The sequence below is a fragment of the Flavobacterium sp. 38 genome (assembly GCF_057799715.1).
Genome location: NZ_JBYNWZ010000005.1, coordinates 234,981 through 252,369 on the forward strand (window position 1 = coordinate 234,981; position 17,389 = coordinate 252,369).

Here is a 17,389-nt window from a genome sequence, read left to right on the forward strand (position 1 = left end):
ATATATTATTCAAAAAACTTTAAAGCTTCTCAAACGAGAAGCTTTTTTTATCCAAACAAAAAAAATGAGCTTTTCAACAAAGCTTAGTTGAGCTTTACAACAAAGTTGCCAGTCCATTTAATACGGAAATTTGTCAAATAGAAATTCATTAAAAAACAACAAAATGAAAACAATAGACAAAATTTACGTTAATGGAGAATTTATTACTCCACAAGGAACAGAATACTTTGACCTTATTAGCCCAACAACAAACGAAAAATTAGGAAAAGTTCTTTTAGGCAACGCAGAAGACACCCAAAGAGCGATAGAAGCCGCTAAAAACGCTTTTAAAACTTTTTCAAAAACAACAGTTTCAGAAAGAATCCAATACCTCAAAAACATTAAATCTGCTGTCGAAAAAAGAAAATACGATTTTATTAATGTAATGATAGAAGAATATGGAGGTACTTTTCAATTTGCCAGTGTAAGTTATGAGTATATGCTAAAAAGTTTTGATTCTGCCATCAGCCTACTTAATTCATACAATTTCACTAAAACAATGGGAGATTCTGAAGTTCAAATGACACCAATTGGTGTTGTCGGAATTATTATTCCGTGGAATTCCAGCAATGGCTATATCTGCAGCAAATTATCTACAGCAATTGCAGCAGGATGCACAACCGTAATCAAACCTAGCGAAATGAGTGCTCAACAGACAGAATTAATCCTTGAATGTCTTCACGAAGCAAATCTTCCAAAAGGAGTTGTCAATATCGTAAACGGACTGGGAGAAATCGTGGGTGCAGAAATAAGCAGAAATCCAGATATTGCTAAAATATCTTTTACAGGATCTACCAATGTTGGAAAAATCATTGCAAAAGAAGCCGTTAACACCATGAAACGAGTTACGCTTGAACTTGGCGGAAAATCCCCTAATATTATTCTAGACGATGCCAATTTCTCAAAAGCCATTCCGCTTGCCATAAGCGCCGCTTTTATGAATAACGGACAAGCTTGCATTGCTGGAAGCAGATTGTTAATTCCAGAAAACAAGCTAAATGAAGCAAAACTTTTCATTAATGAAACCGTTTCAAAACTTATTGTAGACAATCCTAAAAACCCAAACACTAATGTAGGCCCAATGGTGAGCACAAAACAATACAACCGTGTTCAGGATTATATTCAGGCCGGAATTAACGAAGGAGCAGAAATATTAACTGGCGGATTAGGAAAACCAGAAGGATTAGAAAACGGAAATTTTGTTAAGCCAACTGTCTTTATCCATGCCAATAATCAAATGCGTATTGCAAAAGAAGAAATATTCGGACCTGTTTTATCTGTTATTACATACAAAACAGAAGAAGAAGCAATCGAAATTGCCAACGACACCACGTACGGATTACAAGCTTACGTAAGCTCATCAAATTCAGAAAGAGCACACCGCGTCGCTTCACAACTTAATGCTGGCCGCGTTCAGGTAAACGGAATCAGCCACGACCCAATGGCTCCATTTGGCGGATTCAAACAATCTGGAATCGGACGTGAATTTGGAATTTTAGGACTAGAGGCTTATCTAGAACCAAGAGCATTAATTCAACAAAAATAACCTTCCTATATCTGGAAATCTTTAAGCGTAAAGATTTCCAGATCTTTTAGTATTTTTACAATATGAGCACCAAACCAAGCACAAAGCCGAAAATTCTCTACTCGTGTTATTATTCACGCAGTCGCGAAGGCGAACACTTTATACCTGAGCACGTTTTCAGCTATCAGATTTCTGGAGAAATGATTGCTTCAGATAGCAAAAACACTTTTCACATAAAACCGGGAGAATTTCGTTTCAGCAGGCGAAATCATTTAGCAAAGTTTACTAAAATTCCACCAGAAGGAGGCGAATTCAAAACGATTTCCCTTTTTCTAGATCAGGACATTTTAAGAGAAATCAGCAAAGAACACAATTTAAAGTCAGACAAAAAATTAGATTCAGATGCTATGTTTGCGCTAGCTCCCAACCCGCTCTACAAATCTTTTATGGAATCGCTGTTGTCTTACCTTGAAATCGAAGAAGAAAACAACGAAGCTTTGTTCCATTTAAAAATCAAAGAAGCGGTTCATCTTTTATTAAAAGTAAATCCAGAATTAAAAGACATTTTATTTGATTTTAACGAACCTGGCAAAATTGATTTAGAAGCCTTTATGAACAAAAACTTCCATTTTAATGTTCAAATGCATCGATTTGCCTATCTGACTGGAAGAAGTTTAGCAACATTTAAAAGAGATTTTCAAAAAGTATTTCAGCAAACGCCTGGAAAATGGCTCTTAAACAAAAGGCTCCAAGAAGCTTATTATTTAATCAGTCAAGGAAACACACCGTCAGAAGTATATATAGGTGTCGGTTTTGAAGATCTTTCTCATTTTTCTTTTGCCTTTAAAAAGAAATTCGGAATCGTTCCTTCTTCCTTATAAATCTCAACTATAAAAAATTTCAAAAAAGAAATTCCAAATTCCAATCTGCAAAGCCTTGGAATTTGGAATTTAAATATTCGAATTTTAAAAAACTTTGTTGCATAAAAAAAGCCTCTCATTTCTGAGAGGCTTTGTGTTGGTCTACTAGGACTCGAACCTAGAAAGACGGCACCAAAAACCGTAGTGTTACCATTACACCATAGACCAGCAGTGCGGTTAAGCGGGTGCAAAATTAAAACTTTATTTAATTTATGCAAATTTTAAAGGAAACTTTTTTAAATAAAAAAAGCCTCTCATTTCTGAGAGGCTTTTCTGTTGGTCTACTAGGACTCGAACCTAGAAAGACGGCACCAAAAACCGTAGTGTTACCATTACACCATAGACCAGCAGTGCTGTTAAGCGAGTGCAAATTTAAGTCTTTATTTAGTTTGTGCAAACTTTTTGAGCAAAAAAAATATTTTTTTTTGATTTTTTTCACGTTAAAATCAGCTTCAGCATTAAAAACTCCTCATAGACAACATATTAGTTTTAAAAGATAGTTTTGTAGAATTTTATGTTAATGGTCGTTTCTTTAAGTAAAAAAACATTTTCTTTGTAGGATAGAAAAACATTCAAATTTTTAATACCTAAATATGGCACAATTCAATTTCAATAAATGGAATACAATTATTGGTTGGTTTGCATTTGCAATCGCTTTAATAACTTATACATTAACTGTTGAACCTACAATGAGCTTTTGGGATTGCGGAGAATATATTGCTACCGCAGCCAAACTTGAAGTAGGACACCCGCCGGGAGCTCCGCTTTTCCAGATGATGGGTGCATTTTTTGCCATGTTTGCCATAGATGCTCAGCATGTAGCTCTGATGGTTAACATGATGTCTGTTTTTTCTAGTGCATTTACCATATTATTTATGTTCTGGTCGTCGTCTATGATTTTGAAAAAGATTGTAGGTCGTTTTGCAGAAATTGATCAAAACAATTCAATTGTTATTTTAGGAAGCTCATTTGTAGGGGCTTTAGCTTATACTTTTTCCGATAGTTTTTGGTTCAACGCAGTAGAGGCCGAAGTTTATGCAATGGCTTCTTTATTAATTGCTTTGCTTTTCTGGCTTGGTTTGCGCTGGGAACAAGACATGGACCAACCAAAAGGAAACAAATGGTTATTAATCATTTCTTTGGTTATTGGTCTTTCGTTTGGAGTTCACTTCATGGCTCTTTTAACTATTCCTTCTATCGGATTTTTATACTATTTCAAACATTACGAAAAAGTTACAATCAAAAATTTCATTATTGCTAACATTGTAGTTATTGGAATTTTATTGTTCATTTTTAAATTGCTTCTTCCTCTTACTATGGCATTTTTCGGAAAAACCGAAATCTTCATGGTAAACAGCATGGGACTTCCATTTAATTCAGGAACTATCTTTGTAGCTTTATTATTTATTGCGTTTTTCTATTTCGGATTAAAATACACGAAGCAAAAAGGTTTAATATTCTACAACACTATTATATTGTGTATTTTATTTATCCTGATTGGTTTCTCAACTTGGTTAATGCTTCCTGTTCGTGCAAACGCGAATACAGTTATTAACGAAAATAAACCATCAGATGCAACTGAGGTTTTGGCTTACTATAATCGTGAACAATATGGTGTGAATCCTTTGTTTTACGGACCTCAATACACGGAACTTTTTGCTGGTCTTGATGCTAAAACTCCTTATTTAGACAAAAAACCTAACTACGAAAGAGATTATAAAACTGGTAAATACATTATTACCAATAATTATAAAAATGCAGAACAAAATTCTGATGACAACCAGAAAGCGATTCTGCCTAGAATGTGGAGCACAGAAACAGCTCACATTCAAAACTATATCAACTTTACCAATCCTCCGAAGTTCCGAATCAATCCTAATTACAATTATGAGGAAGATTTGGCAAAATACGGAATCGACGCAAGCCAATTGACTGAAGATGAATACAACAAAGCTACAGCACAATTGCGCAATGAAGTTGAAAAAACTGTTTCTGAATTCAGAAGAGCTTATGCTCAAAAACAGATTGACAACGAAGGTTATGTAAAATTCTTAAGAAGCTATGGTGAATATCTTCTTATCGAAAAACCTTCTACAGGAGACAACTTTAGTTTTATGTTTGAATATCAATTCGGATACATGTATTGGAGATATTTAATGTGGAACTTTGTTGGACGCCAGAATGACATTCAAGGCAAATATGACAATCTGGACGGAAACTGGATTAGTGGTATCAAACCTTTAGATTCTGTTCATTTAGGCTCTCAAGACAATTTGCCTTCTGATGTTTTAAACAACAAAGGACGTAATGCTTATTATTTTATTCCGTTTATTCTAGGGTTAATCGGTATAATGTACCATGCTAATAAAGACTTAAAAAGTTTTTATGTTCTTTTAGCTTTGTTTTTATTTACCGGAATTGCATTAAAAATATATTTGAACGAAAGACCTTTTGAACCTCGTGAAAGAGACTACGCGCTTGTAGGTTCCTTCTACGTCTTTGCCATCTGGATCGGATTTGGTGTTTATTCACTTTACGAAAGTCTCCAGAAATACCTAGCTCCTAAAATTGCTGGACCGGTACTTATTGCAGGAAGTTTATTGGCAGCGCCTGTTTTAATGGCTGCTCAAAACTGGGATGATCACGACAGATCTGGAAAATATACAGCAGTTGCAATGGCTAAAGCGTATTTAAGTTCTTGCGATAAAGACGCTATTTTATTCACCATTGGAGATAATGACACCTTCCCTCTTTGGTACGCGCAGGAAATTGAGCATTTTAGAACCGATGTGAAGATTGTAAATACGAGTTTGTTTATGACAGACTGGTACATCGATCAAATGAAAGCGAAATCTTATGAATCTAATCCGTTGCCAATTTCTTTCAATCACAGCCAGTATGTGGGAGATAACTTAGATTACACGGCTTATATTCAAAAAATTGATACTCGTTGGAATATTAAAGATTTTATCGATTTCATCAAAAACCCTAAATCGACTGTTGGATTACAAAACGGACAAACTATCCATTTCTATCCAACAAACAAGATTAGAGTAAATGTAGACAAGGATCTTATTATCAAAAATAAAGTAGTTAATCCTAAATATTACGATTCTATTGTTCCTTATTTAGATATTGATATTAAAGGAAGTGCATTATACAAAAACCGTTTAATGATGCTTGATATCTTGGCAAATAACAATTGGAAACGACCAATTTATTTTAGTGGCGGTGCTTTTGATGATGAAGATTATTTATGGTTAAAAGATTATCTGCAGTTAGACGGAATGGTTTACAAACTGGTTCCTGTAAAAAATGCTCCTTCTAAAGACGGTGGACCATTAGATATGGGACAAATTGATGCCGATAAAATGTATGATATCGTAATGAAATGGGATTGGGGTAACAGCGAAAGCGAAAAAATCTACCACGACCCAGAAACGAGAAGAAACAGCATTACGTACCGTACGAATCTTTCTAGATTAATGAATCAGCTTATTGCTGAAGGTAAAATTGACAAAGCTAAAAACGTAATAAATTTAGCAATGACTAAAATGCCTTTGGATAAATTTGGATATTATTCGTTAGTTGAAGGTTTTGGTGACGGTTATTATAAAGTTGGCGAAAAAGCTAAAGCCCAGGATCTTTTAAATAAACTGGTTCAGAAATATAGAGAGAATTTGGATTATTATAAAACTTTAACGCCTTCAGATCAGACCGATTTGGCAATGGATATTATTACAGATATCGAGCGCTATAGAAGTTTGCTACATGTAATGGATGAAAATAAAGACACTGCTTTTTACAACAAGCACAAAACTACATTCAATACTTATGTAAATATTTTTGAGCGTTTTGGACGTGAAAAAGAATAAATAATATACGAAAATCTTACTGATTAAAAAAATGCAGCACTGTTTGATAAATAGCGCTGCATTTTTTAATTTTATACGTACAATATAATTTTAATTCAAAATGAGCTTTTATTGGGTAAAAACTAATGCATTTATCAAAAAGGTGTTTTCTAAATATTGCTGGGACATTCCTAACAACGAAAAGAAAATATACCTCACTTTTGACGATGGCCCAACTCCAGAAATCACAGACTGGGTTTTATCTGAATTAAAAAAATTTGATGCAAAAGCTACTTTTTTCTGTATTGGAAAAAATATCAAAGCAAACTTGGCTTTATTTGAAAAGTTAATCACCGACGGACATTCTATTGGAAACCATACCATGAACCATGTAAATGGATGGAAAAGCCATACGAATGAATATGTTGAAAATGTAAAAAACTGTGCCGCAATTTTAGACGAACAAGAAAAAGTGCCTCGCTGTTTATTATTCCGCCCTCCTTACGGAAAAATCAAAAAAGCGCAGTCTAAGATTCTTAGAAGTTTAGGCTATAAAATTGTAATGTGGGATGTTTTAAGTGCAGATTTTGATCAAAGCATTACTCCTGAAAAATGTCTTGAAAACGTGACAAAAAATGTAAAATCAGGAAGTGTAATTGTTTTTCATGACAGTATAAAGGCTTCTCCAAATTTAAGATTTGCCTTGCCTCGAACACTGCATTTTTTAAAAGAAAACGGATATAAGTTTGACATTATTCACTAAATAACATCAATAAAAAGAAGTTATTTAGACGCTGAATTGTTCCTGAACAATCCCGATTATAGTATTGGCATCAAGCTCTCCAGATTGCCTCCAGATCATTTGCCCTTCTTTATAAATCATTAAAGTTGGAAGTCCTTTAATACGAAGTGCTTCAGCTAGTTCCTGATTTTTATCTACATCAATTTTGATTACTTTGGCTTTATCGCCAAGCGCAGCAGCTACGTCCTTAATAACAGGATGCATAGATACCGAAGATTCATTCCAATCTGTGTAAAAGTCAATTAACACTGGAACTTGAGCATTTATTAATTCTCCAAATTTTGACATAAAACCAAAAATTTAAGTTTTTTAAATCTCTTAAAAGAAATATATATTATACAAATGTAGCATTTTTAACGAATTAAGCGACATTACGGCCTTTTTTTAGTTCAATAACTGTTATTTCCGGCATAATTCCAACTCGTCCTGGATAAGCGTGAAAACCAAACCCACGGTTAACATAAACGTATCTTCCGACGTTTTCGTACAATCCCGCCCATTGTTTGTAAATGTACTGCGCCAAACTCCATTTAAAATATCCTGGAATTTCGATTCCGAACTGCATACCATGCGTATGGCCTGCAAATGTCAGATGAAAATTCTTTGGATGGTCTTTAATTTCGGCCTCCCAATGACTCGGATCATGGCTCATTAAAATTTTAAAATCGTCTTGGCGCACATTTTCAGAAGCTTTGTTCAGATCGCCAGCTTTCTTAAAATTCACACCCCAGTTTTCTACCCCAATTAAAGCGATTTTATCATCGCCTTTTTGAATATAAGTATGTTCATTCAGCAAAAGCTTAAAACCAATTTGATCGTATAATCTTTTTATTTCCTGAAAGTTTTCATTTTTATCCTTTTCAGAAGGCCATGTTACATATTCACCATAATCATGATTTCCTAAAACCGAAAACTTACCATATTTGTAATTCTTGATACGATTAAAAGTTTCCAGCCAAGGATGCATTTCTTTCGCATGCGTATTTACAATATCTCCAGTAAACAAAATCAAATCCGATTCCTGTTCATTAATAAGATCGATTGCGTAATTAATCTTTTCTGGATTATCGAAACTTCCGCTATGAACATCAGAAATCTGCGTGATTTTAAAACCATCGAAAGCATCTGGAAGATCTGGAAAAAATACGGTTTGTTTGATGACTTTGAAATTATATTTCCCTTCAAAAATTCCGTAAATAATAGAAAGAAACGGAATTGCCGCCAATCCTAAAGCGATCTGGCTAACAAACTTTCTTCGATCTGGCATCATTTCTTTACGTGGCGCATTGTAAACAAAATAATTTACGATACTCGCTCCTATTCTAAAAATATCCTCACCAAACATTATTAAGGTAAGTACAATTTTTGGAACGTATATTACCAGCATCAAACCTGTCGTAAACATAAACTGCCTGGTCTGACCAACAGACCGATCTACCTGAGAAAATGAATATATAATGAAGATTAAAGCCAGTAAACTTATAATTTGATAACCAACCAAAACCCAGCGTGCTTTGATTAATGTTCGAAAAGCCTGATAAGAATAGAACTCAATAAATAATAAAAGAGCGCATAGAATTACAAAACGAAGGATCATTTAATATAGTTTTAAACAAAGTAACAAAGAATGAAAATTCTATTGCTTTTTATTATAAAAAATTTAACGCTCTAAAAATAAAAAAGCCGAAAGATTGCTCTTTCAGCTTTAACCTACCTATCTTTAAAACTATTTTATATTCAAGATTTACATCTCATTTATTTTGTTGTTGCAGCTTCTGGTTTTACAGCTTCTGCTTTTTTACCTCCTTTTGCTTTTTTGTGTTTTTTATCGTGTTTTTCCGTTTTTACTTCTTTAGTTTTTGCTGGCGCTGGAGTTGTTTGCGCGTTTACCATTGCAAATGTTCCTAAAACTGCTACTGCTAAAATTGCTGCTTTTTTCATGACTTTTAAATTTTATGATTACTATTATTTCATTATTTATAAGTCAAAATTACATTCATGAGATTAAGCCAAAATGAAGAAAAAGTCTTACAAGAAAGTTTAACTTTTAATTATGTTTTTCAAACCATAATTTAAAAGAAGTTCCTTCATTCAATACCGATTTTACCGTAATTTCTATATGGTGAAAAGAAGCAATACTTTTTGCAATGGCAAGACCTAAGCCCTGCCCTTCCTGATCTGAACTGATTCGGGCAAAACGGCTGAATACTTTATCCAATTGTGTTTCGTCCATTCCAATTCCAGTGTCTTTTACTGAAATAAAATAACGATTATCTTCAAAACCATCTTCGACCATAATCTTTCCCTTCGGCTTGTTATATTTTATAGCGTTGGTCACCAGATTATAAATCAGGATATGAATTAAGGTTTTGTTTCCAATAAAAATAAAACTGTTTTGCATTTTATTTTCAAACTGAATTTCTCTATCCTCAATACGATCTTGGAGATCTTCATACAAATCTGAAACAATTTCACGAAGGTTGATTTCTTCATTCGCTTCATATTGATTGTTATCAATTCTTGAAATCAGCAATAAATTATTAATGATTTTTTTCAGCATATCGAGCGTCTTTAAAGAACCTGCAATTTTATCCATTGCATTATCATCCAGAGATTCATTCTGCAATAAGTTTTCAAGTTTATTTTTAAGAAGCGCAATTGGCGTTAGAAGCTCGTGTGAAACATTCGAAATAAACTGTTTTTCTTTTTTAAAAACTTCAGCAATTCGATCCATCATTTGGTTTAAAACAAAATCTAACTCTCTAAAATCTCTTGAAACCGCTTTTATCGGAGTGTGATCAAATGCATCTGGTTCGTTGACACGCCTGATTTTGGTATCGATAATTTTATAAAATGGTTTTAAAAGATATTCGATGTAAAAAGTATCGGCCAAAAAGGTAATCAAGAGAATTACCACAAAAACAATAATAATAAACAGTTTGATTACGAATGTTAAATCGTTGACCTCGCTCAAACTGCTGCCAATTTCAAGCTGATAATCTTCGCCTTCATAAGTAAAATGATGCTCCAAAATTCGGTATTCGTTTTCTTCGCCTTCAATTTTTCGGTATTCATTACTAAAAGTTGTTTTTTTCTGACGTGGTTTTATCAGAACTCTAGAAAGCACCAAAAACTCACTATGAAGGGTTGAAAACTCAGAAAAAGTTCCTGTTGAATTGTCCGGATTTTCTATAAAATCATTTATTTCCTCTTGATTCAGATGTTCAATAAATTTTTTCTTTTTCTCTAGTAACGTAGTATTAATATGGCGATATACGACATTTTCTACCAAAATAGGAAGCATCAGCCATAAAATCAAAATGACCAGCAATCTGGTCAAAGCATTAAAAATGACTAATTGATGTTTTATTTTCACAAGAATCGATTTATTCGTTTATACGATATCCTACATTTCGAACCGTTTCAAACCAATCTATAGCAGTATGCTTGTCCAATTTTTTTCGGAGATTACGAACATGCACATCGATAAAATTAGAATCTGAATTTACCTCCAAAACATCTCCCCAAATATGTTCTGTCAGCTGCAATCTTGTGATAACGCGGTTTTTATTTAAAACTAAATATTGAAAAATATCAAATTCTTTTTTAGTGAGGTTTAAAGGAATTTCATTAAAACTAACTTTATAATCCTGAAGTTGCAGTAAAAAACCGTGAATGCTTAAATTGTTTAAAGTAAAACCATGAATCCTGCGAATTACCGCAAATATTCTCGCCGCCAATTCTGTCAAAGCAAAAGGTTTCGTTAAGTAATCATCGGCTCCTAGATGAAGCCCATTAATTCTATCACCTAATTCTCCGCGGGCAGTAAGCACAATCACCGCAATTTTTGATTTTGTTTTTCGAATGGTCTGCAAAACTTCAAAACCGTCGCCATCAGGCAAACCAAGATCCAGCAGTATAACATCATAATCATTGCTTCCGAATTCTTCCAGAGCATCGGCACAGTTATTTGCAATTTTACAAATATAACCTGCATTGCATAAAAAATCGAAAACTTCTACAGCAAGTTCTTTATTATCTTCAACAATTAAAACATTCATAAACAAAGGCTTTTAAGCGCAACTAAAATTAATCAATTATCAAAAGTCTAATCGCACATTATTAAAAAATTAACGAATAAAAAAAGCTGATAAATTTCTCCATCAGCTTTCTTCAATCGCATTCTCATAATCATTATTCCTGTTTTGTTTCCTTACAATGCTCCGAAAACAAAACGAGAGCAACTCTTATTTTTTCACTTTTGCAGTCTCTGGTTTTGCAGTTGCTGCTTTTGGAGCTTCACTTTTTACTGATTTTGTTTTTTTATCAGCTTTGTGTTTAGGATTTTTGGTCGCTTTTACTTCTTTTGCTGGAGCTTCTTTTCCATCTTTTGCAGGAAATGCGTGAACCATTGCACTTGTTCCTAAAACTGCCACTAGTAACATTAATAAATTTCTCATGATTTCTAAGATTTAAGAATTAATAACCTTTTATTTTACAGATCAAAATTACCCTTACAAGATGAAGGAAAAATGAAGAAATCCTACGTTTAAGATATTTTAACTTGGTATTAACGCTTTGTGTTTCTGAACCATATAAGTCATGTAAGTTCATTTTAATTTTTATTACGATGAAATGTTCTCGCAAAGGCGCCAAGTCGAAAAGAGAATTAATAAACTTTGCGACTTGGCGCCTTTGCGAGATTAAATTATTCCTACTAATCCAAAATAAACTTACATGACTTATATGGTTCAATAAAATATTCGTTTTCACAATTTAGACGCACTGCGGTGTGTCTCTACAAAATGACATGACTTATATGATTTAAAAATTAGACGTACGACTGTGCGTCTCTAAAAAAATAAACTTATATGGCTTATATGGTTTAAATTTAGAAGCATTACGGTGCGTCTCTACATATATGGTGGAAAAAAAATCTGATTAGTTTAACTTTTGAGAACCCAATTGATTATTTTTACAGACTAATATTTTTAATATGTCAACTCAAAAACGCCTTTTTCTTCTAGATGCTTACGCATTAATTTTTCGCGGTTATTATGCTTTTATAAAAAACCCGAGAATCAACTCAAAAGGAATGGATACATCTGCAATTATGGGGTTTATGAACTCACTTTTGGATGTTATTAAAAGAGAAAAACCAGATCATTTGGCCGTTGCTTTCGATAAAGAAGGAAGCCACGCGAGAACCGAAATGTTCACCGAATATAAAGCCAATCGTGACGAAACTCCAGAAGCGATTAAAATTGCGGTTCCGTACATTCAAGAATTATTAAGAGCGATGCATATTCCAATTATTGAACTTGCTGGCTGCGAGGCCGATGATTTAATTGGAACTATTGCCAAACAAGCAGAAAAGCAAAACTACAAAGTCTATATGGTAACCCCAGATAAGGATTTTGCTCAATTGGTTTCTGAGAATATCTTTATGTATAAGCCTGCCCGTATGGGTAACGGAATCGAAATTTGGGGCGTTCCAGAAGTGTTGGCAAAATTTGAAATTGAAAGACCTGAGCAGGTAATTGATTTTCTTGGAATGATGGGTGACGCTGTAGATAATATTCCCGGATTGCCTGGAGTTGGAGAAGTTACGGCTAAAAAGTTCCTGAAAGAATTTGGAACTATGGAAAATCTTTTAGAAAATACGCATTTGCTAAAAGGTAAAATGAAAGAAAACATTGAAGCCAATAAAGAAAAAGGTATTCTTTCTAAAAAATTAGCGGCAATTATCACCGATTGCGATGTTACTTTTAATGAAGAAGATTACGAACTTTCTCGCCCAGATATCGAAAAAACAGATGCTATTTTTCAAGAACTAGAGTTTAGAAGAATGGCGGAGCAATTTGATAATTTGTTTAAAACGGGGGGTGCGCAGACTGAAGCGCCAGATGCAAATGCTAAACCAGCTAAAAAAGCGACAGCCAAAAACGAAGACCAGTTTGATCTTTTTGGAAGCGCGACTACAGATGAAGATACAGACACTCATAGAACTTCTTTCTACAATACTTTAGAAAACACAGAACATTCATACCAAACTGTTCAAGGTGATTTAGGAATTAAATTGCTTTTGCAAAATCTGCAAAAACAGCCTTCTGTTTGTTTTGATACTGAAACAACAGGAATTGATGCGCTGCATGCAGAATTGGTTGGAATGTCTTTTGCTTACGAAAAAGGAAAAGCATTTTATGTTCCGTTTCCGGAAAATCAGGAAGAAGCAAAAGCTTTGGTTGATAAATTTGTTCCGTTTTTTGAAAATGAAAATATTGAGAAAATTGGACAAAATTTAAAATACGATTTAAAAATCCTTTCTAATTACGGCGTGACTGTAAAAGGAAAACTTTTTGATACGATGATCGCACATTATCTGATCAATCCTGATATGCGTCATAATATGGATATTTTGGCAGAAACCTATTTAAAATATTCTCCAAAATCTATTGAAACTTTAATTGGCAAAAAAGGAAAAAATCAGCTTAACATGCGTGATGTTCCTTTGGAAGATATTAAAGAATATGCTGCCGAAGATGCCGATATTACTTTACAATTAAAAGAAATTTTTACCACTGAATTAGACAAAACCGAAACTAAAAAGTTGTTTGATGATATCGAAATTCCGTTAGTAAGCGTTTTGGCTGATATGGAAACTGAAGGTATTCGTTTAGATGTTGATTTCTTGAAAGAAATGTCGAAAGAAATGGATATCGAAATCAAATCTTTGGAACAGAAAATCTACGAAACGGCTGGCGAAACCTTCAATCTGGCTTCTCCAAAACAATTAGGAGATATTTTATTTGACAAACTTAAAATTGGCGGAGCAAAACAAAAGAAAACCAAAACAGGACAATATGCAACTGGCGAGGAAGTTTTGACTTATCTGGCAAATGACAACCCAATTGTAAAAGATATTTTAGATTGGCGTCAAATGGTAAAATTGCAAAGCACTTATATTTTGGCTTTACCAGAACAGGTTGATAAAAAGACCTTACGCGTTCATACCGATTATATGCAGGCTGTTGCTGCAACTGGACGTTTAAGTTCTAATAATCCGAACTTGCAGAATATTCCAATTCGTACTCAGAGAGGGCGTCAGATTCGTAAAGCCTTTGTTGCTCGCGATGAAAACCACACCTTAATCTCTGCCGATTACTCTCAGATCGAATTGCGAATTATTGCCGCTTTAAGCGGTGAAGAAAATATGATTGCCGCTTTCCAAAACGGAGAAGACATTCACAGAGCTACAGCTGCAAAAGTTTTTGATGTTGCCTTAGAAGAGGTTTCTCGCGAACAAAGAAGCAACGCCAAAACGGTAAACTTCGGAATTATTTATGGTGTTTCAGCTTTTGGATTGAGCAATCAGACTTCACTTTCTAGAAGTGAAAGCGCCGCTTTGATCGATGCTTATTATAAAACATATCCAAGATTACGTTCTTATATTAATGAGCAGGTTGAATTTGCACGCGAAAATGGTTATGTACAAACTATTTTAGGCCGTCGCCGTTATTTAAAAGATATTAATTCTGCTAATGCCGTTGTAAGAAGTGCCGCTGAACGAAATGCTGTAAACGCACCAATTCAGGGAAGTGCTGCCGATGTGATTAAAATAGCGATGATCAACATTCATAAAAAACTTCGCGACGAAAACTGGAAATCGAGAATGCTGCTTCAGGTGCATGATGAGCTTGTGTTCGATGTTCACAATGACGAACTCGAAAAAATCCAGCCAATGATTAAACACGAAATGGAAAATGCATTTAAAATGTCGGTTCCTCTAGAAGTTGAACTTGGATTAGGTAAAGACTGGCTAGAAGCGCACTAACAATTTTAGATTTCAGATTGTTGATTTTAGATTTTGAATATCTTATTTCTATCTAAACATATAAAGCCATTCTATTCGAATGGCTTTTTTATTTGCAAAAACAAAATCATTTCAAGCTATAAGAATTTCACTTTTCTTACATTTACTACTCCATTTTTAAATTTAAAAAAGTAAAATGAAGAAATTTCTTTTGCACCTATTTCTACTTTATTCAACAATTGCATTTTGTCAAAGCAAAGCCTATTATCTTGAGGGAACTCTAGGAAAAAGTAAAATTTTCATGAGGTTTGAGATTTATGAAGATGACAGCACACCAAACATTGTTTACTTTTATCAAAGCTCATTAAAAGATATTAAACTGGAAGGAAAAGTAAGTGACGGCAATAATTTTACATTCTACTTTAAACCTGGAGATAATATTACTGAAAAATTTTACCTTAAAAAATCAGGAAACAATTTTGATGGTTTTTGGTACGATGACAAAGACAAAAAATTAGCTGTTCATTTAGAACCTGTTAATTTTGATAATTACAAATCAAATCTAAAAATAAAGTTTGATGACGAAAAATTGAATCTGGTAAAATATAAATTCCTTGAATTTAAAAAACAGAAAACCACTCTTTACAACAACAAAGAATTTGTTTGGTATTCTGAAAAGCATTGCGTCTCAGATTTCTTTAGATTGGGAACTAATTTTTCTGAGAAAAGCAAAACCTTGATTAATCCGATTTTAGAACAAATTCATATCGAAAACACCTTAAGTCAGCTTGGCTGTTCTTCTAGTTTTGAATATAGCAATGGACAAGGAATAGAAAGCAACACAACAATAAATTATTTAAATACCAATTTGTTAGGTTTTCAAACTTCTGATTCTTGGTTCTGCGGAGGCGCGCATCCCGATTTTGGAAGCAGCGGTTATTTAATCGATTTAAACAACGGAAAAAAATATGAAATTGATGATATTCTGGCTTTTGACAAAAGTGTAACGGGCGACAAAGAGAATAATTTTGATGCTTTTTCAAAATACCGAACTGATTTTTTTGCACCTAAATTACTTGCTGTAATTAATTCTCAGGAACATTTTGAAAAGCCAAAAAATGAAGATGATTATTGTGATTACACCAATGAAGAATACTGGGATTTTCCATCTTGGAATTATACAGAAAAAGGAATTGAATTTACTCCTATCTTTTATAGAGCAGCAAGATCCTGTGAAGAATCTTTTATAATTCCGTTTGAGAAATTAAAGAAATACAAAAATCCTAAATTTCCTTATGAGTTAAAATAAAAAACATCCGCCGCGGCGGATGTTTTCTGTTTATTTTTTCTTTCTCGTAGATTCTCTTTCTTTCAATTTCGTTTTAATGACGATTGTTTCGTACTCAGAAATTGTTCCTTCTGGTTCTTCCAATCTTTCGATTAATCTTTTTGCAGCAACTTCTCCAATTTCAACACCATGCTGACTTACTGTAGTCAGACTTGGCGATAAACGTCTTGAAGCTAAAATTCCATCAGCAAAACCAATTATTGAAATATCTTCAGGAACTCTGTAGCCTTTTTTCAAACTTACTCTTAGCGCAGCAACCGAATCATTTTCGTCCAAAGCGAAAATTCCGTCTACTTTTTGATCCAATATACCTTCGATTCTGCTTTTCATATCTTCTTCAGAATCGGTACGAAGAATGATTTTTTCGTTTACTGGAATATTATTGTCTTTCAAAGCCTTCAAATATCCATCTGCTCTCAATTTTCCGATGCTTAAATTATCTACAGAAGAGATTAAGGCAATATTTTTGCATCCTAAATCGATTAAATGCTGTGTTGAATTTAATGCAGAATCAAAATCATCTACCACCACTTTATCACATTTCACTTCATCGGCAATTCGGTCAAACATTACAATTGGAGTTCCGTCATTTATAATTTCAGAAAAATGATTGTAATCCTGTAATTTTTGAGCTTCTTCAGAAACCGAAAGAATGAAACCGTCGATTGTTCCGTTACTTAGCATTTCTAGTGTATGAACTTCTTTTTCTAAAGATTCATTAGAAATACACGTAATTACATTATACCCCTTTTTGTCGGCAACTTTCTCAATACCGCTAAAAACTTTCGCGAAGAAAGAATTTAAAATATTAGGAATAATCACCCCGATCGTTTTGGTTTTACGGTTTTTTAAATTTAGACCAATAACATTAGGCTTGTAATTTTTGAGTTTGGCATACTCCTTAATCTTCACCTTTGTTTGCTCACTGATTTCTGGGCTGTCATTTAACGCCTTAGAAACTGTCGATACAGAAACACCAAGTTCTTTCGCAATTTGTTTTAGAGTTGCTTTAGCTTTCATTTAAAAATAGTTTTTCATGTAATTGATACAAATATAGTAGAATTACCGAAAATAAAACAAAAAACAAG

13 protein-coding genes and 2 tRNA genes are annotated in these 17,389 nt (G+C 33.6%); 6 read left to right on the top strand and 9 right to left on the bottom strand.

Features of this window, described 5'->3' with window-relative positions; genetic code table 11:
* The first annotated feature begins 163 nt into the window (after positions 1-163).
* Both AC3E9W_RS14665 and AC3E9W_RS14670 read left to right on the top strand, forming a co-directional pair.
* The gene (locus tag AC3E9W_RS14665) at positions 164-1,585 is read left to right on the top strand and encodes an aldehyde dehydrogenase family protein (protein WP_488768905.1); all 1,422 of its coding nucleotides are present in this window, start codon (positions 164-166) and stop codon (positions 1,583-1,585) included.
* 62 nt (positions 1,586-1,647) lie between these two features.
* Positions 1,648-2,445, top strand: a complete 798-nt coding sequence (locus tag AC3E9W_RS14670; protein WP_488768906.1) for a helix-turn-helix domain-containing protein — start codon at positions 1,648-1,650, stop codon at positions 2,443-2,445.
* Positions 2,446-2,581: 136 nt separating this feature from the next.
* On the opposite strand, the gene AC3E9W_RS14675 is transcribed toward AC3E9W_RS14670, so the two are convergent.
* A tRNA-Gln gene (locus AC3E9W_RS14675) sits at positions 2,582-2,652 on the bottom strand.
* A gap of 108 nt (positions 2,653-2,760) precedes the next feature.
* A tRNA-Gln gene (locus AC3E9W_RS14680) sits at positions 2,761-2,831 on the bottom strand.
* Positions 2,832-3,077: 246 nt separating this feature from the next.
* On the opposite strand from AC3E9W_RS14680, the gene AC3E9W_RS14685 reads away from it, so the two are divergent.
* On the top strand, positions 3,078-6,359 hold the full coding sequence (locus AC3E9W_RS14685) for a glycosyltransferase family 117 protein (RefSeq protein WP_488768908.1): 3,282 nt from the start codon (positions 3,078-3,080) through the stop codon (positions 6,357-6,359).
* 100 nt (positions 6,360-6,459) lie between these two features.
* Complete coding sequence (locus AC3E9W_RS14690) at positions 6,460-7,101, top strand: polysaccharide deacetylase family protein (protein WP_488768909.1); 642 nt, start codon at positions 6,460-6,462, stop codon at positions 7,099-7,101.
* A gap of 24 nt (positions 7,102-7,125) precedes the next feature.
* Here the strand turns inward: AC3E9W_RS14690 and AC3E9W_RS14695 are convergent, their stop codons facing one another.
* From AC3E9W_RS14695 to AC3E9W_RS14720, 6 genes are all read right to left on the bottom strand, one after another.
* Positions 7,126-7,428 (bottom strand): thioredoxin family protein, encoded by a 303-nt coding sequence (locus AC3E9W_RS14695; protein WP_059117840.1) that lies wholly within the window; start codon positions 7,426-7,428, stop codon positions 7,126-7,128.
* Positions 7,429-7,501: 73 nt separating this feature from the next.
* Complete coding sequence (locus AC3E9W_RS14700; protein ID WP_488768910.1) at positions 7,502-8,737, bottom strand: metallophosphoesterase; 1,236 nt, start codon at positions 8,735-8,737, stop codon at positions 7,502-7,504.
* A 158-nt stretch (positions 8,738-8,895) separates the two neighbouring features.
* Complete coding sequence (locus tag AC3E9W_RS14705; protein WP_488768911.1) at positions 8,896-9,081, bottom strand: hypothetical protein; 186 nt, start codon at positions 9,079-9,081, stop codon at positions 8,896-8,898.
* A gap of 106 nt (positions 9,082-9,187) precedes the next feature.
* Positions 9,188-10,516, bottom strand: coding sequence for a sensor histidine kinase (locus AC3E9W_RS14710; protein ID WP_488768912.1), 1,329 nt, complete (start codon positions 10,514-10,516; stop codon positions 9,188-9,190).
* Positions 10,517-10,526: 10 nt separating this feature from the next.
* Positions 10,527-11,201 (bottom strand): response regulator transcription factor, encoded by a 675-nt coding sequence (locus AC3E9W_RS14715; protein WP_488768913.1) that lies wholly within the window; start codon positions 11,199-11,201, stop codon positions 10,527-10,529.
* Between the two features lie 186 nt (positions 11,202-11,387).
* Positions 11,388-11,600, bottom strand: coding sequence for a hypothetical protein (locus AC3E9W_RS14720; RefSeq protein ID WP_306155927.1), 213 nt, complete (start codon positions 11,598-11,600; stop codon positions 11,388-11,390).
* A 536-nt stretch (positions 11,601-12,136) separates the two neighbouring features.
* Here AC3E9W_RS14720 and polA point away from each other — a divergent pair.
* Entirely contained in the window at positions 12,137-14,974 is a 2,838-nt protein-coding gene (polA, locus tag AC3E9W_RS14725) for a DNA polymerase I (RefSeq protein ID WP_488768914.1), read from the top strand.
* A 280-nt stretch (positions 14,975-15,254) separates the two neighbouring features.
* A complete protein-coding gene (locus AC3E9W_RS14730; protein WP_488768915.1) occupies positions 15,255-16,262 on the top strand; it encodes a hypothetical protein in 1,008 nt (335 codons plus the stop codon).
* A gap of 30 nt (positions 16,263-16,292) precedes the next feature.
* Here the strand turns inward: AC3E9W_RS14730 and AC3E9W_RS14735 are convergent, their stop codons facing one another.
* A complete protein-coding gene (locus tag AC3E9W_RS14735; protein ID WP_488768916.1) occupies positions 16,293-17,321 on the bottom strand; it encodes a LacI family DNA-binding transcriptional regulator in 1,029 nt (342 codons plus the stop codon).
* Positions 17,322-17,389 lie beyond the last annotated feature (68 nt).

Coding starts and splice junctions, on each gene's coding strand:
- AC3E9W_RS14665 (WP_488768905.1), top strand. CDS start 164: ATGAAAACAATAGACAAAATTTACGTTAATGGAGAATTTATTACTCCA.
- AC3E9W_RS14670 (WP_488768906.1), top strand. CDS start 1,648: ATGAGCACCAAACCAAGCACAAAGCCGAAAATTCTCTACTCGTGTTAT.
- AC3E9W_RS14685 (WP_488768908.1), top strand. CDS start 3,078: ATGGCACAATTCAATTTCAATAAATGGAATACAATTATTGGTTGGTTT.
- AC3E9W_RS14690 (WP_488768909.1), top strand. CDS start 6,460: ATGAGCTTTTATTGGGTAAAAACTAATGCATTTATCAAAAAGGTGTTT.
- AC3E9W_RS14695 (WP_059117840.1), bottom strand. CDS start 7,428: ATGTCAAAATTTGGAGAATTAATAAATGCTCAAGTTCCAGTGTTAATT.
- AC3E9W_RS14700 (WP_488768910.1), bottom strand. CDS start 8,737: ATGATCCTTCGTTTTGTAATTCTATGCGCTCTTTTATTATTTATTGAG.
- AC3E9W_RS14705 (WP_488768911.1), bottom strand. CDS start 9,081: ATGAAAAAAGCAGCAATTTTAGCAGTAGCAGTTTTAGGAACATTTGCA.
- AC3E9W_RS14715 (WP_488768913.1), bottom strand. CDS start 11,201: ATGAATGTTTTAATTGTTGAAGATAATAAAGAACTTGCTGTAGAAGTT.
- AC3E9W_RS14720 (WP_306155927.1), bottom strand. CDS start 11,600: ATGAGAAATTTATTAATGTTACTAGTGGCAGTTTTAGGAACAAGTGCA.
- polA (WP_488768914.1), top strand. CDS start 12,137: ATGTCAACTCAAAAACGCCTTTTTCTTCTAGATGCTTACGCATTAATT.
- AC3E9W_RS14730 (WP_488768915.1), top strand. CDS start 15,255: ATGAGGTTTGAGATTTATGAAGATGACAGCACACCAAACATTGTTTAC.
- AC3E9W_RS14735 (WP_488768916.1), bottom strand. CDS start 17,321: ATGAAAGCTAAAGCAACTCTAAAACAAATTGCGAAAGAACTTGGTGTT.